Source organism: Halomonas sp. WWR20 (assembly GCF_054602495.1).
Genome location: NZ_JBTRHR010000006.1, coordinates 34,166 through 51,173, shown reverse-complemented (window position 1 = coordinate 51,173; position 17,008 = coordinate 34,166). Strand labels below are relative to the sequence as shown.

The 17,008-nt window shown below is 61.9% G+C and carries 14 protein-coding genes, 1 other RNA gene and 1 pseudogene; 12 read left to right on the top strand and 4 right to left on the bottom strand.

Going from position 1 to position 17,008, the window contains the following annotated elements:
* Positions 1 to 19 precede the first annotated feature (19 nt).
* The 3 genes and pseudogenes from ACW4DH_RS12435 to ACW4DH_RS12425 form a co-directional block, all read right to left on the bottom strand.
* Positions 20 to 115 (bottom strand): annotated as a pseudogene (locus ACW4DH_RS12435) (IS3 family transposase); the annotation flags it as partial.
* 250 nt (positions 116 to 365) lie between these two features.
* The gene (locus ACW4DH_RS12430) at positions 366 to 2,384 is read right to left on the bottom strand and encodes a hypothetical protein (RefSeq protein WP_459636716.1); all 2,019 of its coding nucleotides are present in this window, start codon (positions 2,382 to 2,384) and stop codon (positions 366 to 368) included.
* A gap of 29 nt (positions 2,385 to 2,413) precedes the next feature.
* A complete protein-coding gene (locus ACW4DH_RS12425) occupies positions 2,414 to 3,637 on the bottom strand; it encodes an ATP-grasp domain-containing protein (protein WP_459636715.1) in 1,224 nt (407 codons plus the stop codon).
* Between the two features lie 384 nt (positions 3,638 to 4,021).
* On the opposite strand from ACW4DH_RS12425, the gene ffs reads away from it, so the two are divergent.
* The 11 genes from ffs to ACW4DH_RS12370 all read left to right on the top strand — a co-directional run bounded on the left by ffs (position 4,022) and on the right by ACW4DH_RS12370 (position 14,268).
* Positions 4,022 to 4,118, top strand: an RNA gene (gene ffs, locus ACW4DH_RS12420) — signal recognition particle sRNA small type.
* A 726-nt stretch (positions 4,119 to 4,844) separates the two neighbouring features.
* Positions 4,845 to 5,768, top strand: a complete 924-nt coding sequence (locus ACW4DH_RS12415; protein WP_459636714.1) for an ABC transporter substrate-binding protein — start codon at positions 4,845 to 4,847, stop codon at positions 5,766 to 5,768.
* A gap of 107 nt (positions 5,769 to 5,875) precedes the next feature.
* Positions 5,876 to 6,865, top strand: a complete 990-nt coding sequence (locus tag ACW4DH_RS12410) for a FecCD family ABC transporter permease (protein WP_459636713.1) — start codon at positions 5,876 to 5,878, stop codon at positions 6,863 to 6,865.
* 11 nt (positions 6,866 to 6,876) lie between these two features.
* Positions 6,877 to 8,004 (top strand): FecCD family ABC transporter permease, encoded by a 1,128-nt coding sequence (locus tag ACW4DH_RS12405; protein WP_459636712.1) that lies wholly within the window; start codon positions 6,877 to 6,879, stop codon positions 8,002 to 8,004.
* A gap of 28 nt (positions 8,005 to 8,032) precedes the next feature.
* Positions 8,033 to 8,845: an ABC transporter ATP-binding protein gene (locus ACW4DH_RS12400; protein ID WP_459636711.1), complete on the top strand. Its 813-nt coding sequence runs from the start codon at positions 8,033 to 8,035 to the stop codon at positions 8,843 to 8,845.
* A gap of 265 nt (positions 8,846 to 9,110) precedes the next feature.
* The gene (dnaX, locus tag ACW4DH_RS12395; RefSeq protein ID WP_459636710.1) at positions 9,111 to 11,198 is read left to right on the top strand and encodes a DNA polymerase III subunit gamma/tau; all 2,088 of its coding nucleotides are present in this window, start codon (positions 9,111 to 9,113) and stop codon (positions 11,196 to 11,198) included.
* Between the two features lie 48 nt (positions 11,199 to 11,246).
* Positions 11,247 to 11,573: a YbaB/EbfC family nucleoid-associated protein gene (locus ACW4DH_RS12390; RefSeq protein ID WP_459636709.1), complete on the top strand. Its 327-nt coding sequence runs from the start codon at positions 11,247 to 11,249 to the stop codon at positions 11,571 to 11,573.
* Positions 11,573 to 12,187 (top strand): recombination mediator RecR, encoded by a 615-nt coding sequence (gene recR / locus ACW4DH_RS12385; RefSeq protein WP_459636708.1) that lies wholly within the window; start codon positions 11,573 to 11,575, stop codon positions 12,185 to 12,187. Before ACW4DH_RS12390 ends, recR begins: the two co-directional genes overlap by 1 nt.
* 162 nt (positions 12,188 to 12,349) lie before the next feature.
* Complete coding sequence (gene rnd / locus ACW4DH_RS12380) at positions 12,350 to 13,477, top strand: ribonuclease D (RefSeq protein WP_459636707.1); 1,128 nt, start codon at positions 12,350 to 12,352, stop codon at positions 13,475 to 13,477.
* 3 nt (positions 13,478 to 13,480) lie between these two features.
* Positions 13,481 to 13,771: a YcgL domain-containing protein gene (locus ACW4DH_RS12375; RefSeq protein WP_459636706.1), complete on the top strand. Its 291-nt coding sequence runs from the start codon at positions 13,481 to 13,483 to the stop codon at positions 13,769 to 13,771.
* 47 nt (positions 13,772 to 13,818) lie between these two features.
* Complete coding sequence (locus tag ACW4DH_RS12370) at positions 13,819 to 14,268, top strand: YcgN family cysteine cluster protein (RefSeq protein WP_459636705.1); 450 nt, start codon at positions 13,819 to 13,821, stop codon at positions 14,266 to 14,268.
* A gap of 140 nt (positions 14,269 to 14,408) precedes the next feature.
* Here ACW4DH_RS12370 and ACW4DH_RS12365 read toward each other — a convergent pair whose 3' ends face one another.
* Entirely contained in the window at positions 14,409 to 16,484 is a 2,076-nt protein-coding gene (locus ACW4DH_RS12365) for a S9 family peptidase (protein ID WP_459636704.1), read from the bottom strand.
* Between the two features lie 48 nt (positions 16,485 to 16,532).
* Here ACW4DH_RS12365 and ACW4DH_RS12360 point away from each other — a divergent pair, with 48 nt between their 5' ends.
* The gene (locus ACW4DH_RS12360; RefSeq protein ID WP_459636703.1) at positions 16,533 to 16,982 is read left to right on the top strand and encodes a hypothetical protein; all 450 of its coding nucleotides are present in this window, start codon (positions 16,533 to 16,535) and stop codon (positions 16,980 to 16,982) included.
* Positions 16,983 to 17,008: the final 26 nt, after the last annotated feature.

The following is a 17,008-nucleotide window of genomic DNA, read 5'->3' as shown; positions in this document are numbered from 1 at the left end:
CAATAGTGGAACGGTTCATTCAGCCGGCGCTCAAGGCCTGAGTCCTGTACCGCACGGGGCTCAGGCCTTTTGGTTTCATCCTGATGCGTTCGGGGTTGCAGTAATGAATGTACTGTGGCGAGCCGCAGCGTATCGCGCTCGACCAGTCGCTGCGGGGGATGCTGGTGACCTGACACTGCCGCCATGGTTCTGGTTGCTTGAGGACGCTGAGCGGGTTGCCGCCCTGTGGTCCCGGCGAGCGGCTTATGGTTGTTGCTGGTCCTGCCAGTGGCGGAGACTACTGGGACGTTGGCTGGTAGCCGCGAGACGGCCGGAGGCGACGCCGACCGTTAGCGAACGTTTTCGATATGGGAATCCGACAGGCCCTAGTAGCCTGGGTCGGCTTGCAACGCCGTTTGCAGCCTGTCCGCCCCCCAGCTGTGCTGAATCATGTCCATCACCGTCTGTATCTCTTCCCTTGAGACATCAGCCGGCTCGCCGGGCTCCAGCGGGTCGTAGTGGAAAATATACAATCGCGACACGAACTGTTCGAAGGGCAGGGAGGCTTCGCCGAAGCGTTCGCCATTGCCTGCGGTGCCCACCACGACACCGTTACCCCAGTCCTGGCCGCTGTCGTTGTTGGGGTTGTAGAAATACATACGCATGACCTGGTGGGGATCGAGAGACACGCGTAGCAAGGTAATCGCATGCCAGCCGACGAAGCGGGCCGCGCTATCGGTTACCGCAATCCCTGCTGGCTGAGGGTGTATGACCGGCTGGTTGCCGTTGTAATAGGGATGGTAGCTGGCATAGAAGTAGCGCAGGAAGTCTTCCGTCTGAGTCAGCAAACCGGTAGCGACGTCGACGACGATGCGAAATCCGCGGCCTGCCCACCAGCCATGGAACTCGGGGTTGACCCAGCGGTGCGGGTCTTCGCCACGATCGGCGCAGCGACGGCCCATTTCGGCATAGATGCGATCCAGATGGGGTACCACCAGCAACGATACCGGATCGAGATCCAGGCTGGTTTCGGTAACCAGCCCTGCCGCCGCCTCTTGCGAAGAGATCGGTTGTCCCTCGAAGTGAATCACGACTTCATCATCGCGAGCCGCCCAGGCGACGATCTGCAGTAGATAATCGGGGTCATTGTAGGCCCACATCGACAGGGCGCGGGCAGACTGGCAGGTAGGGTTGTTGCCTTGGCCCACGCCCAGCGGCAGCCCCAGCATGCATAGGACTCCTTCGAGCAGGCGTGCCTTGGGCGGAGGACTGTCACCGTATCCCAGGCGCAGTCGAGCATCCGCCTGGGAAGACAAAACCAACGATAACTGACGCCACAACGCCGGAGCGACAGGGGGCTGATAGAGGATGCCCCGCTCCAGCATCAGTGACAATCCGAAGACCGCTTGAGCAGTTTCGGAATAGACCGCTTCCTGAATCAGGGTGCGGACCAGTTGCTGATAGCACAGCAGGCAGTCCCGTCCGGTGTTGCTCAGCCCGAGCGCCTCGCCTAGCAGGTGCTCGCCGTGATCCAGCAGATGACGCAGTAGAATCGGATGATAGGGGGAAACGAGCCCCGTATCGTGCATGGCGCGAGCGAAACCTTTCGCTTCATGCTGCAGCGCGGCGCTATCCATCATGCCGATCCGCTCCCAATACACGTCGATTCCGGGGTCTTCGCGGCTGGCGTGGGTCGGGCCGTACAGGCTGCTGATCAGGCGGTCCGCACCCTGGCCGCTAGTGCCCAACTCGACATCCGGCCTGGCCCGGCAGATGGCGATCTGGGTAATCATCTGCTTGATCGAGGCGACCTGGATGGGGCGTTGTTCGAGAATGCGCCAGACTTCATCGATCAACCGATCGATGATCTTGTCGAAGCCGATACCCTCGGCCAGATATTGATACAACGCACGAATCAGTAAAGCCAGGTTGCCCTGCTGGACACGTTCGGCCTCACTGGGCGGGGTAAACAGCAATTCAAGATTGAGCGCCAGCACCTGGGTCAGGAAATGCTGCGCCTGTTCCTGAGGAATGCTGGGGTGTTGATAGGCGCCGCGCGCAATGGCCAGCATGCGCAGCTCACTGAGACACTCGAGAAGAATTGTGTTGGGTTCGCCGCTGCGCAGCGTGCCAGGCACCATCGCGGGCAACAGGATCTCGGGATGGGCCCAGTCCGAGCCGTTGAACACGCCAGCCGCTTCCAGCGCGGAGACCCGCTGCTCTATGGCAGCGAAGCCTCCTTCTATCATCAGGGCGCGGCGCGTCATGTCCAATACCGCTCCGAGGCGCAGATGCTTGGCGAAGTCTCGCGTCTGCGCCATGTCGGCAGTGGCCTGGTCGAGTTTTGCCAGCAGCTTATCCAGTTGGTCTGGGGGGCTGGCGCTAGGGGCATCGTAACTAGTCAAGCAGGCTCCTTCACCCTTGGGGCAGGCGATCAGACATAGAAGTCTAATTCTTCCTGATGTTTCAGTAGGTCCCGCATGCGATGCGGATCATCACCAAAGAAATACACCAGCCCCCAGTGGGTGCCAAAGGCCGTGCGCTTGGTGACGGTCTCCTCAAGCGGTGATGTCAACTCGTGACTTTCGAAGTACTCGTGCTGTTCGGTTTCCGGCGGAATCTCCAAACGGCTGACGACGCGACGTCGCGGATAGACGCCAAAGCAACCTGCGTAGCCCTTGGCATCCACCACTTCACGCGGGAAGAAAGCTTGGATCTCTTCCTCGGTGGTCTTGGGGTCGAACGCCAGGACCAGGCCCTGATAGGCATTGAAACCGTAGGCGCGCTCGAGCAGTTCGAACACCTTGAATCCCGGCGGGCGATAGGCGACCTCACCAAAGTACATTTCGCCGTCGCTGGTGACGAAGTATTCGGGATGAATGAAGCCGAACTGAATGTCGAACGTCTTGATCAGTTTCTCGATCTGGCGCGTAATGGATTCGCGATAGCTTTCCAGTTCCGGAGTGGCCGGGACGAATACCGAATAGCCCAGGGTGACGTATTCCGAGATGTTGAGAAAACGTATCTTGCCGTCATGGACCCAGGCTTCGACGGCAAATTCCCAGCCGTCCAGGTGGCTCTCCATCAGGACGGGAAATTCCTCTTCGGGAATCGTGTCGATCTCGTCAGGTGTACGAATGACCCGGTGACCCAGGCAGCCGGCCTTGTCGAAGGCCTTGAGGTGGATGGGGTCGTTGGGGTCACCGTCGAGCTTGAGCAAGGTCTGGTTGACGCGCTTGAGAAAGCGCACCACATCGCCCTTGTCATGGGCTTCCTCGAAAATACCCACACGAATGCCACCCAACTGGGCGCGACGTTTCATCAGCGCCTTGTCACGAAACAGGATCGACTGGCCATACAGGCGAGGATTGTCCATTAACACCGAATTGATCGCGCCCGCCCACTCTACGGTTTCCTCGAACAGGGGGATGGCGACGTCGACACCTTCGTTTTTCAGTGTCTCGGCAATTTCCATCGAACGGTCGTTCAAGCGCTCGAAGTTCCAGGGGATATAGGGGATGCCGTGTTCCTTGCAGTACTCTTCTGCCCATTCAGGCGCAACGACCACATATCGCCGATCAAAGCGGTCAATCGCCTCGATGGCGCTCAGGCTCCAGCCGAGAATGGCGACGTAGCCTTTACTATTGTCCTTGGTCATGGTGCATCTCCGTGTTAATTCTGGCCACTTCCGGCGCGGGAGCGGCCAGCAGTGTGGCGAAGCAGTAGTGAACACTGACGCCTTGAAGTTATTATCGTTTGATTTCCAGTCTAGCAGCCTTAGCCGCGCTTAAGGCAAATCCTCGCGGCATTGCTTCGTTAACATCAAGATACAAAAAGGTTTTTGGTATGATCACGTCAGCTCATGCCTGAAAAATGCCTTGGTTGAGCAGAGACTACAGCAATCTTCAGCGAGACTGGGTCTGCAGTGGCGGGTAAGGCCCTTGCCGTCATCCGCATGCACTGATATATTGCGCCCTCGCTCGATAAGCCTTGTCGCTTAGGAGCCGATTTGCTGTCTCGAACAGCAATGCTGTGGTGGCCCTGTCGGTCCTCCCGCAACGCTAAACCGCGAACCCCGCCAGGCCCGGAAGGGAGCAACGGTAGTGGTGGCTGCGTGTGCCGGGATGTGGCTGGCGGGGCCGCCTCCATTTCAGCACGTCTGCTTCATGCTATTCCCCCGTGAACCTGCATGAATCCTCTCGAAGCTTGTGTCATTGAAAGCGTTACAGCGGTCACGTCCTGCTTCGCCTGAGTCGCTCTTCTAGCGCACTTGATGCCTTCATCTCCGCAAGCTGTAAACGACTTCGAACTAGCTTGGAATAAACGCTTCCAGGCTGGCCGGAATCCTCCCGTTCGGCGAGCACGAACACGAAGCCCAGCCTGAGCGGCAGTTCTTCTATTGCATGTCTTTATTGCCGAGCCTAGCCGACATGGCCGGCGATACTGGCCCTGGCCGTCGTGGCGGCAGGCGTATCCGACCTCTATGTGCCGGCCCCGTGGCGTGTAAAGAAGCCCAAGTGGCGCACCTGCATGGGCGGGCCGGTCGATTGCCGTGCTGAAGGCAGCCCGTGCGTGATGTGTTGTTAGGACAGGCTCTGTATCGGTCGTGGCTAAGGTTGCGTTTCTCGAAACACGCTGTAGCGAGAAACTCAACGGATAGTGTGAAAGAATTTAAATAATAAGGTTTCTCATTTGAGCCTGGGCGGTGAAAAAAGCGCACCTACCTTCGATCAGCGTGATCAATCGGGAAAAGCTAGACGGGGGCACTCGATGTGCTTGGCCAGAACCCCTGGCTACAGAGCGCCAGCGGGGCTGGCCGGCTTTTCCGTATCTGTTGGGTTTTTTCTATACTTAGGAGTTTTGCCATGCCAAATGCTTTGGCTTCTGGCCGCCCCGCGCTGGGAATACTGGCCGGGTTGGGGCTGAGTGTCCTGATGATAGGGCAGGCCAATGCCCGTACCCTGAGTACCGCCTACGGGGAGGTTGAGGTTACCGATCGGCCCGAGCGGGTCGTGACGCTTTATGAGGGTGCGCTAGACACCGCACTCGCGGCGGGCGTAATGCCATTGGCGGCAGTAACGACCCGAGGCGGGGAGGGAGTGGCGAGTTACCTGCAAGACTGGGTCGACGGTATCGCTATCGTGGGAACTTCTCGTGAGACCAATATCGAAGCGGTGGTGGCCCAGCGACCGGATGTCATTCTGGCTTCATCCCTTTTGCCCGAAGAACAGTACCAGTTGCTGTCACGCATCGCGCCGACCCTGGTGCCCGATAGTGAGGCTTATCAGCCCGACACGTGGAAAGAGGAAGCTCGTTTTTTCGGCCAGGCTTTGGGGCGCGAGGCGCAGGTTGAAGAGGTGATCGGCCAGGTTGAGCAGCGCGCCTTGGCATTGAGTGAGCGTCATCCACAACAGAGCGCCAGCCTGGTGCGCTGGATGCCGCAAGGGGCACTGGTGATGTCGCCGATGGTCTTTGCCAACACTCTGCTGACCGCCAGCGGCTTCACGGTCAACGATGGCGGTATCGTCAAGAAGGGCCGTCCGCACAGCGATCCGCTGAGTCTGGAGAACCTGTCGCGCATCGATAGCGATTGGCTGTTCCTGGCGACACTCAACGAAGAAGGCCGCGATGCCTTGGAAGACGCTAAAAGTTCGCCTGCCTTCGCCCGCCTCGAGGTCGTCGAGCAGGAGCGGGTCGTACCGGTAAACGGCCAACTCTGGACCAGTGCCAGCGGACCGCTGGCTGCCCAGGCGATTCTCGACGATGTCGAAGCGGCCATCGAGCGTTGACGCGACGAGTTGGGCAACCGGCACAAGCGGAGTAGAAGGTGATGAGCATTTCAGGCCGGTTCCCGATATTGCGGGGTCAAGCGCAGGGAGGGGGCGGCCGGAGAGCCATGCTCTGGCTGCTGCTGTTCATATGCCTGGTGTTGATGTGCGTGCTCAGTCTGCTGTTCGGCGCCGGTGAAGTCGGTCCGCTCCAGTCGTTTCGTGCTCTACTTGGGCTGCTCGCGGGGGAGCCCGGCAACGATGAGGCGCGCTTCGTGATCGAATCGCTGCGCGGGCCACGTACCTTGATAGGAGTGATGGTGGGCCTGGCGCTGGGAGTTTCTGGCGCTCTGCTACAGTCAGTTGCTCGCAACCCGCTGGCCGAGCCCGGCTTGCTTGGGGTCAGTGCCGGTAGTGCCTTCGCGGTGGCCGTAGCGCTGGTGCTGGGAGCGAGCACGGCGACACTGCGGGTACCGGTGGCCCAGGTGGGTGCCTTGGGTGGCTGCTTGGTTGTGTTATGGGCGTCTCGTTTGGGCGGGGTCGGCAACGACCCGGTGCGTCTGGTCCTGGCCGGTGCGGTGCTTTCGGGTCTGCTTGCGGCGTTGAGTTCGTTGTTGCTGCTGTTCGACCAACGAGCTGCCGACGAGATCCGCTTCTGGATCATTGGGAGTCTGGCCGGGAGGCGCCTCGAGGATCTGTGGGCGGTTCTGCCCAGTCTGGCCCTGGCGGCGATCATTACCCTCCTGATCGGCCGCCCGCTGGCCGCCCTTGCCCTGGGCGAGCGCGTTGCCGTGGGGTTGGGGCACCACCCGCGGCTAGTCCGGCTGTTGACTATTGCCATAGTGGCACTGCTGGTAGGGGCTGCCACGGCAATTGCTGGGCCTATCGCCTTCGTGGGGTTGGTGGTCCCTTTTGCTGCACGCGCGCTGGCGGGGCCCGACATCCGCCGTACCCTGTGGTTCTGCCTGCCACTCGGGCCACTGGTTGTGATCGCCGCTGACATCGTGTCGCGCCTGGTAGCGCAGCCTTCCGAGCTGCCGTTGGGCGTGTTGACGGCGCTGATCGGTGCTCCCGTGTTGATTGCGGTCGTGCGCAGTCAACGCCTGCCGACATTATGATGTGACCTGCCATGAAATCGTCTTCCCGAACCTGTGCATTGGACCCAGCCGGCTCCGGACGTGCACCTTGCCTGGCCAAGGCCGCGTATGTTCCGCCTCCGGTGGGTACTTGGCGACTGGCACTGATCGTCTTCGGCAGGGATAGGGCCGTGCTGGTGGATCGCCGCGCACTGGTCGCCAATGGGCTGTTGTCTGGCATGCTGAGCCTGGCCCTGCTGGCCACCCTGTGTCTGGGCAGTGTGCCGATATCCCCTCTCGAGGCCATACGGGCACTGATGGGGCAGGGGGATGTCATGGCAGCCTTCGTCGTCCGGGAGTTGCGTCTGCCACGTGCACTGGCGGGGGTGTTGACGGGGGCCGCGTTCGCTCTAGCCGGGTGCTTGATGCAGACCCTGGCGCGTAATCGGCTGGCGACACCGGGCATCATCGGCATCGATAACGGAGCCACGGCCTTTGCGGTCGCCTCGGTTGTGGGTGTCGGGGTGATCGTTGCGCCGCCGGCGATGGCTTTGGCAGGGGCCGCGACAGCCGCCGCCATCACCTTCGGCCTGGCCGGCGGGGCCGGCACGCGGGGGTATCGCTTCATCGTCGCCGGGATTGGCGTCGGGGCCGTGTTCGGGGCGCTGACCCAGTTGATGCTCTCCCGCGTCGCCATCGATACCGCCAACGCGGCATACCCTTGGACGGTCGGCAGTCTCAATGCACGCCCCGGCGGGGCCGTGCTGGTGCTGGCCATCGGCCTGATTTTGGGTATGATGGCGGCGCAAATGCTGGCGCGGTCGCTGGCGGTGCTGCGGTTCTCCGATTCAGTCGCGCAGGGGCTGGGTATCCGGGTGCGCGCCGGCCGCCATCTGGCCTTGGCCCTGTCGGTGGTACTGACGGCACTGGCGGTGGCAGTCGCAGGCCCGGTCGGACTGGTGGCGCTGATCGGCCCCGAGATCGCCCGTCATCTGTCATCGAAGCGTGGCGTTCCGCTGTTCGGATCGGCGCTGGCCGGGGCGCTGGTCATGGTGCTCGCGGATCTGGGGGGACGTTTGATCCTGGCGCCGGTCGAAGTGCCGGTGGGTATCATTACCGCCGTGGTCGGCAGTCCATTCTTGTTGTGGATACTGCTTCGCCAGGCGAAGCGTCTGCCGTGAGTCGAGGCGCGAGGGGAGGGAGCATTCGATGCACCACGAATCATTAAGTGCGCAGGGACTGGGTCTGTCCTACGGGCGTACGCCCGTGATCGAAGCGCTCGATATTAGGCTACCGGTAGGACAGGTAACGGCTATCGTGGGGCCGAACGGTTGCGGCAAGTCGACGCTATTGGCCGGTCTCGCACGGTTGCATACCCCCAATGCCGGTGCGGTACTGCTGGGCGGGAGCGACATTCAGCGCTTGCCGTCGCGTGAATTGGCGCGTCGTCTGGCCTTGCTGCCTCAGGAGACGCATGCGCCCGAGGGGCTGACCGTGGCTGAATTGATTCGCTTCGGGCGTCAGCCTCATCAGGGGTGGTTGCGACAGTGGTCTGCGGAGGACCGGCGCGTAGTGGATGAAGCCATCGCCGCGGCCGACCTCGAGGGGTTCGCGGAGCGTCCGCTGGAGGCCATGTCGGGGGGACAGCGCCAGCGCGCCTGGATCGCCATGGCGATTGCCCAGCAGACGCCGCTGCTGCTGCTCGACGAGCCCACTTCCTCTCTCGATCTCGGTCACCAGATTGAGGTCTTCGAATTGATCCGCACGTTGGCTGACACCGGCAAGACCATCGTCATGGTGGTCCACGATCTGGTCAGCGCCTGTCGTTATGCTGACCATCTGGTGGCCATGCATGCTGGCAAAATCGTTGCTGAGGGCGCCCCCCGTCAAGTCGTGACGGCCGAGCTGGTTCGTCGGCTCTATGGTGTCAACTGCACGCTGCTGGCCGACCCTGCGACCGGCAGCCCGATCCTGGCCAACATGCGGCGCACCGCAGATCCCTTGTCTGGCAGCGCGACCTAGCATGTCAGATGTAAGTGTGCCGGGCCGGTTGCGCTGAGGCTCGGCACACGCATTCAGCTTGTCGAGGCAGAGGGTGTCAGTGTCGTCTGCGGTAGCCTTAGGCTAACCGCTTGCGCCTTGTCGCCAGTCTTTCCTTTGCGGCGTGAAGACGAACCGCTAGAATGAGACCACTCCCTTTTATTGCACTGTTGCTGTCGAAGAACGCCGCGCGTGTCTCTGTGTGGCATGTCTGGCAGCTGTCCAGCCGTGAGGAATCCTGCATCGCATGAGCTATCAGGTACTGGCCCGTAAATGGCGTCCGCGCACCTTCCATGAGCTCGTGGGTCAGGAGCATGTCAGCCGCGCATTGATCAACGCGCTCGATCAGGAACGTCTCCACCACGCCTATCTGTTTACCGGCACCCGCGGGGTCGGCAAGACCACGCTGGCGCGAATCTTGGCCAAGTGCCTGAACTGCGAAACCGGTGTGACCTCGACGCCTTGTGGCGTGTGCGAGACTTGTCGTGAAATCGATGAGGGGCGCTTCGTCGATCTCATCGAAGTCGACGCGGCGTCACGTACCAAGGTCGAGGATACGCGTGAGCTGCTTGACAACGTGCAGTACGCGCCGACCCAGGGTCGCTATAAGGTGTACCTCATCGATGAGGTGCATATGTTGTCCACGCACAGTTTCAATGCGTTGCTCAAGACTCTCGAGGAGCCGCCTCCCCACGTCAAGTTCCTGCTGGCGACCACCGATCCTCAGAAACTCCCGGTCACGGTGTTGTCGCGCTGTCTGCAGTTCACGCTCAAGAACATGCCACCCGAACGAGTGGTGGAGCATCTGACCCGGGTGCTCGAGGCGGAAGGCGTCGCCTTCGATGACGCAGCGCTGTGGCTGCTGGGCAAGGCGGCGGACGGTTCGATGCGCGATGCCTTGAGCTTGACCGATCAGGCCATTGCCTTCGGCCAGGGGAGCGTACAGCGTGGCGATGTTGCCGCCATGCTGGGGACCCTCGATCAGCGTCATCTGTTGGCGTTAGCCGAAGCGCTGGCCGAGGTCGATGCCGCTCGGGTGCTGGCGGAAACTGCCAGCCTGGCCGAGCAGGGCCCTGACTTCGGGGGCGTGCTCGATGACTTGGCGGGAGTCTTCCACCGCCTGGCCATCGCCCAGATGGTGCCGCAGGCACTGGACAACGGGCATGGGGATCGAGACGCGCTGGTGGCGCTGGCCTCGCGTTTCACCGCCGAGGATGTGCAGCTCTATTATCAGATCGCTCTGCAGGGGCGGGCGGATATGGAAAGCGCGCCGGATATGCGGACTGCGCTGGAAATGACACTATTGCGCATGCTGGCCTTCCGGCCCCAGGGGGTGCCAAGGCCGCCGCAGACGCCGTTGCCGATGCGCGGTAGCGGTCAGCCCGAGACGCGGCAAGAGGCTTTTGTATCGAGCGTGGCGTCGCCACCTGCGCCGGACGAGCCTCGCGTATCCGCCTCCGCACCAGACGTGGCCCCTTCTTCAAGCGGCGATGACATGGCGTCTCGCGACGATTCGCCACAACAGACTGCCGCCGAGGGCATCGCTTCGGAAGGTGATGTGGGGCGCTCCAGCGACGATCACGAGGCCGCCATCGGCGTAGTCCAAGCCGAGCAGAATGCTGCCGAAGCCTATATGGCCTGGGCGGAGCCCGAAGGGAGCGCGCCCCCGCCTTGGGCCACCGATGATGCATCCGCTGCTGCGCCACGCGTAAATGACGAGAAGACGCCTCGCCAGGCGCCATCGGTGACGGAGCCGGCCACAGTGGCGGCGAGTGGCGCGGTTGTGGAGAGTAATGTTGTGCCTGCAGGCGCCGGCGCTGCGGATAGCTCCGGCGCTGCAGACAACCCCGATGTGGCGGAGGCTGCCACCGTCGCTTCGGTGACGGCAAACGAAGACGCCTCATCCGCCGATAGCGCAACCTCCGAGGGCGCGTTTGAACACGCAAGCTGGCTGGCATTGTTTCCGCGTCTGGCCTTGGGCGGGCTGACCCGCAACCTCGCCGCTCACTGTGTCGTCGAGCGCGACGATGGCGACACGCTGACGCTGCTTCTGGACCCGAGCCAGGCAGCAATGAATGCCGAAGTGCATGTTGAACGTGTGCGCAAGGCGCTGCAGGAGGCGGGGATTACCCGGCGGCTGCTGATCGAGCCCGGCGAGCTGCCGGCCGGGGTGGAGACGCCCAAGTCGAAAAGTGACCGCGAATCGCACGAACGTCATCTCCAGGCGGTTGAAGCGCTGCGCAGTGACCCTCATATTCAGGAACTTGAAGTACAGTTCGGGGCGCGCCTGCTGGAGCAGAGCGTGACGTCCCCGAAGACGGAATCCGCTTCCTGAGACGCCAAGCCGTCTCGCCAAGACGATAAAGACGATAGAGGTGACATCATGTTCAAGGGTGGAATGGGTAACCTGATGAAGCAGGCTCAGGAAATGCAGGAAAAGATGCAGCGCATACAGGAAGAAGTGGCGCGTCAGGAAGTGACTGGCGAGGCTGGCGCCGGCATGATCAAGGTCACCATGAATGGCCGCCATGATGTCAGCCGTGTCGAAGTCGATCCCTCGGTCATGGAAGAGGACAAGGAGCTGCTCGAGGACCTGCTGGCGGCAGCCGTCAATGATGCGGTGCGCAAGGTGGAAGTCACCTCCAAGGCCAAGATGGAAGAAGCGACGGCCGGCCTTAATCTGCCGCCTGGTTTCAAGATGCCGTTCTGATGAGCTTTTCACCCCTTGTCGATCAACTGATGGATGCGTTGCGTGTGTTGCCGGGCGTGGGGCCGAAGACGGCGCAGCGTATGGCGTTCCATCTGCTCGAGCGTGACCGCAACGGGGGCCGACAACTGGTGGGTACCCTGGGGCAGGCGCTCGAAGAAGTCGGTTATTGTCGTAGTTGCCGTACCCTGACCGAGGAGCCGATCTGCACATTGTGCGCCGACGCCCGGCGGGATGAGCGGCAGCTATGCGTGGTGGAATCGCCCGCCGACATGCTGGCTATCGAGCAGGCCGGGGGCTACCGCGGACAGTACTTTGTACTGCATGGTCATTTGTCGCCACTGGACGGTATCGGGCCCGACGATATCGGGCTCGAAGAACTCGATGCCCGGCTGCAGCAGAGCGTGATCGAAGAAGTCATTCTGGCCACCAACCCCACCGTCGAAGGCGAGGCGACGGCACATTACATCGCCGAGCAGCTGCGTGATTCCGAGATTCGCCTGTCGCGTTTGGCGTATGGCGTTCCCATGGGCGGAGAGCTTGAATACGTCGATGGCGGTACGCTGAGCCGCGCATTCAACGGACGTCTTCCTTTCCAGCGTGATGCGCTCGGCTGATCGCTGACGATACCGACTTTTACCTCATCTTGGCGAGACCGGCCTGGCGATATCCGCTGGCCGTAGTCGTCTCGCTTGGCTGAAGGTGTTCGATAATCAAGAATACAAGGAGAGTTCGTCCGTGCGAGTTGTCCTGTCTCTGACGTACCACAAGGAAATTCGATGTCACTGAATTGCGAGATCCACTGGGTGGACACGGTCGAGGCGCTGGATGCGGCCTGTCAGGTGCTGGAATCGGCCGAATGCCTGGCGCTGGATACCGAATTCATCCGTGAGTCCACCTTCTTTCCGATTCCGGCGCTGATCCAGTTGAGTGCCGGGGACGAGGTCTATCTGGTCGACCCTCAGGCATTGTCCGCGTCTCCGGCACTGCGACATCTGCTGGGCCCCGAAGGGCCGACGAAGTTGTTGCATGCCTGCAGTGAGGATCTCGAAGTTCTGGCTAACTGGGCGGGGATCACGGTGCAGCCATTGATCGATACCCAGGTCGCCCAGGCGCTGCTCGGCGAGGATGCCTCCATGGGCTATCAGCGCCTGGTCGAGACCTGGACCGGCGATCAGTTGCCCAAGGACGAGACGCGATCCGACTGGTTGATACGTCCGCTGAGCGAGGCACAGATGCGTTATGCGGCATTGGATGTCGCCTATTTGCCGCGCATTTGGGGGGCGCAGCGCGAGGCGCTTGAAGCCCAGCAGCGGTTGGGCTGGCTGGAAACGGAGTGCGCCGCACTGATCGAAGGCGCGCGCCGCGACGATAGCGCCGACAGCGAATGGTATCGACGCCATCGCCAGTTGTGGCGTTTGACGCCGCGTCAGGTGGCGGCCTATCAGCGGCTGACCGTGTGGCGGGAAGGTGAGGTGCGCCGGCGCAACCTGCCGCGTGGTTGGCTGGTCAGTGACAATCTGCTCTTCGCCATTGCCACGGCATTGCCCAAGAACCGCTATGAACTGGCGGCGGTGGAGGGCATCAAACCGCCGCTGGTCAAGCGTGAGGGCGATAATCTGCTGGAGCAGGTCAAGAGCGCGCTGCATCTTGACGAGGCGGCACTGCCCGAACCTTTACCTTCGCCCATGGCGGCACCTTTCAAGCGCCGTTTCAAGGCCCTGAAGCAGGTGGTCAATGGCGAGGCGAAGCGCCTGGGGTTGGTGCCTGAAATGCTGGCGAAGCGTCGCGATCTGGAAGCATTGGTGATCGCGGACATGAATGATATGCCTTTGCCGCTGCCTGCCGGCTGGCGTGGAAAACTATTGGCCGAACGCTTCGAACATGCGCTGGCTGAGGTGGAATGAACGATGCGTAAATTATTGTGTGAAATTTTCAAGAGTTCGCTCAAGGACGAGATGTACCTGTACGTCGATAAGACGCGGGGAATGGGCGACGTACCACCGGCGCTGCTGGAGCGTTTCGGCAAGCCGATCATGGTGACCACCATGATCCTGACCGAGAACAAGTCCCTGGCGCGTGCCGAGGCCGCCAAGGTCATCGCCCAGATCGACGAGAAGGGCTATTACCTGCAGATGCCGCCGGCCAAGGAGGAGTATCTGCTGGACCTTTATCGGACCCCGACCCAGGCCCGCTACTAGAAGTTTGGCTGAAACGCGTCTGCGTTTGCCGAGACAGGAGAGAAGCCGTGCGCGAGCGATTCTGGGAGCGTTACTCGCTCGAGGAACTGACCCAGCAGGAGTGGGAGGCGTTATGCGACGGCTGCGGACGCTGCTGTCTGCTCAAGATCGAGGATGAGCAGAGCGGCGATATCGCCACCCTCGATGTCGCCTGCCAACTGCTGAATATCGGTAGCTGCCAATGCAGCGATTATCCACACCGCTTCAAGCAAGTGCCGGAATGCACCAAGTTGAGCCTGGACAATATCGACATGTTTCGCTGGCTGCCGCAAACCTGCGCTTACCGGCGCCTGGCGGAAGGCCGCACATTGGCGAACTGGCACCCTCTGCGCAGTGGCAGCGCCGAACGCATGCATCGCAAGGGCATCAGTGTGCGCTCCTTTGCCGTCTCCGAGCGCCATGTGCCCGAGGCGGACTACGAAGACCACATTATCGCCATCCTGCCGATCGACCCCTGATGCCGGGCCTCACATCTCGCACATGTACTGGCTGCGTAGCCACCGCACGGCTATAGACCTGGCAGGCCCGGCCGAAGCTTTCGACTGAGCGTGCGCGAGGTTGGCGGAGCGCTATCCGCGTCACCGCACGGCGCTATCGTTTAGTCCGCTTGTGTTTCCACCCGTCCCAGCGCCCAGAGAATGAAGGCATCCTGTCGGGCATTGTCATGCCAGGCCTTGAAGCGCCCCGAAGCACCGCCATGGCCGGCTTCCATGTCCGTACGCAGCAGTACCGGCCCCCGCGCGCAGCCCAGTTCGGTGAGCTTGGCGTAGAGTTTGGCCGGCTCCCAGTAAGGCACGCGTGAGTCATGCCAACTGCCCTGCAGAAAGACGCTGGGGTAGGGCTGCGCCGAGAGGTTATCCAGCGGGGAGTAGGCGCGAATCCGGCGGCGTGCATCCGGTTCGTTGGGGTTGCCCCATTCGGTGTATTCGGCGGTGGTCAGCGGCAGGTCGGGGTTTTCCATGGTGCGCAATACATCGACGAAGGGCACGTCGAGTACCGCGGCACAGAAGGCCTCGGGGTTGAGATTGAGACTGGCGCCGACCAGCAGGCCGCCCGCACTGGCGCCGTAGGCGGCGATACGTTCGCCATCGGCGATCCCTGCGTCGACGAGGGCATCCCGAGCGGCCAGAAAATCGCGGAAGCTATTCTCCTTGTGCTCGAGTTTGCCGGCCAGGTACCACGGCTCGCCGCGGTCGCCGCCGCCCCGTACGTGGGCCACGGCAAAGGCCACGCCGCGCTCGAGTAACTCGAGCCGGGCGACGGAAAACCATGGGTCGAGCACTTCGCCATAGGCACCGTAGCCGTAGAGCAGGGTCGGGAGCGGCCCCTTGTCCAGCGTGGCCGCCAGGGCAACCACCGAGACGGGAATCCTCTCTCCGTCATGTGCGCGTGCCCAAAGTCGGCGGCAGACAAGATGCTCTGGCTGCAGGTCGCCGTGAATCGGTTGCTCCTTGAGCAGTCGGCGTGTGTCGCTGTCCAGGTCATGTTCGAGCCAGCGTACGGGCAGCGTAAACGACTCTTCGCGTAGACGCAGGCGCCGGGCCGAGAAGTCGGGCGTATCGCCGAGCATCAAGCTGCAGGGCGATTCGGGCAGCGGTAGCCGGCGGACCTGGCGGATGCGGGTGCCGTCAGCGTCGAGCTCGATCACTCGCAGATGCACTTGGGCCTCGTCATGATCGCGCTCGGTCAGGATCAACCCCCAGGCGAAGGCATCGACGCCTTCGAGGGTCAGCGTCGCATGATGTTCAAGCAGCGGCGACCATTGCTCCGGGGAGTCTTCGGGCGCAGTATCGAGGCGAAAGTGGGGGGCATCTTCGTTGTGCAGCACATAGAACGTCCCTGGGCGGTGATCGAGGCCATACTCGATCCCGGGGACCCGTGGGCGCACGCAACGCGGTGGCGTTGCGGGAGCGTGGGCCGGAATCAGATAGCATTCGGAGGTGTCCTTGGAGGCGGTTTCCAGGATCAGCCAAGCCTTCGAGCGCGTCTTGCCGAGGCCAATCCAGAATTCCGCGTCGGGCTCTTCGAGAATTTGAACCGGCTCGCCACCCGCATGGTCTATTCGCCAGACACTTGCGGGACGCTGGGTGGCGTCGTAGCGGGTAAACAGCAGCGTGCGGTTATCCTCGGCCCAGGTCAGCTCGGGGCCGATGCCTTCCAGAAGCCGATGGGGCTCGCCTTGGGGCAGACGGCGCACAAACAGGTCGAAATATTCGTCGCCCTGCGTATCCTCGGTCCAGGCGAGCCACTGCTCATCCGGCGAAACCGCTAGGTCACCCAGTTCCATGTAGTTATGCTGCGTGGCTCGGGTTTCGACATTCAGCAGACACTGCGGCTGGTCAGGGGCATTATTGGCATGGCGCCACCAAACGGGATATTCGGCGTCGGCGGCGGTTTCGCTCCAATAAGTATAATGCTCAAGCGACGTCTTGAGGCCTTTCACCGCCAGTTCGCGGCGTGCAAGGTGCCCTTGGTAGAGCGCTTCGACCAGAGGCTCCAGTGGGGCGAACCATTGACTGGACTGCTGGTTGGCCGTGGCGAGAAAGTCCTTGACGGCGGCATCGTCGCGATTTTCCAGCCAGTGCCACTGGGGATCGTCCTGACGACGGAATTGCGCAACGGGTGTAAACCTGGCGGACTTCCCATGGGAGGGGGTATACGGCTGTGCTTTCATCGAGTGACGTGTACCATATTGTAAATGAATCGCTGAGAGAGAGACTCAATGCTGATTTCCGATTCGCTGCCACTGCTGTGGCTGAGCTATGTCGTATTGTCGCTGGTCGTGCTGGTGACTGGCTATCTCGGGATTCGTTTTTTGCCCCGACTGCCACGTCTGGTGGTGACGGGCCTGGTAGCCGGCATGTTGTGGATGCCAGCGCCGTTCAGCCTTCCCGTGATGGATACCGAGCAGGCGTATTCCGGCCTGGCACCGGCGGTAGTGGTCACGGCGGTAGGCGTATTACAGCATGATAACGGCCAGATCGCCTCCGCCTTGCCATTGCTGCTGGTGGGACTGGGACTGGGGGGCGGTGTTGGCGTGCTGTTGTGGGTCTGGCGCCGTCGGCGTGACGACGGTTCCTCCTCTGCTCCACGCCAGGGGCCTTCAGGTGAAGCGCCCCCCAACAGCACGGGGCAGGATGCCCCACGGCGTCGTGAGCCGGTGATCGGCTGAGCCGGTAGACGTCATCGCGAATACAT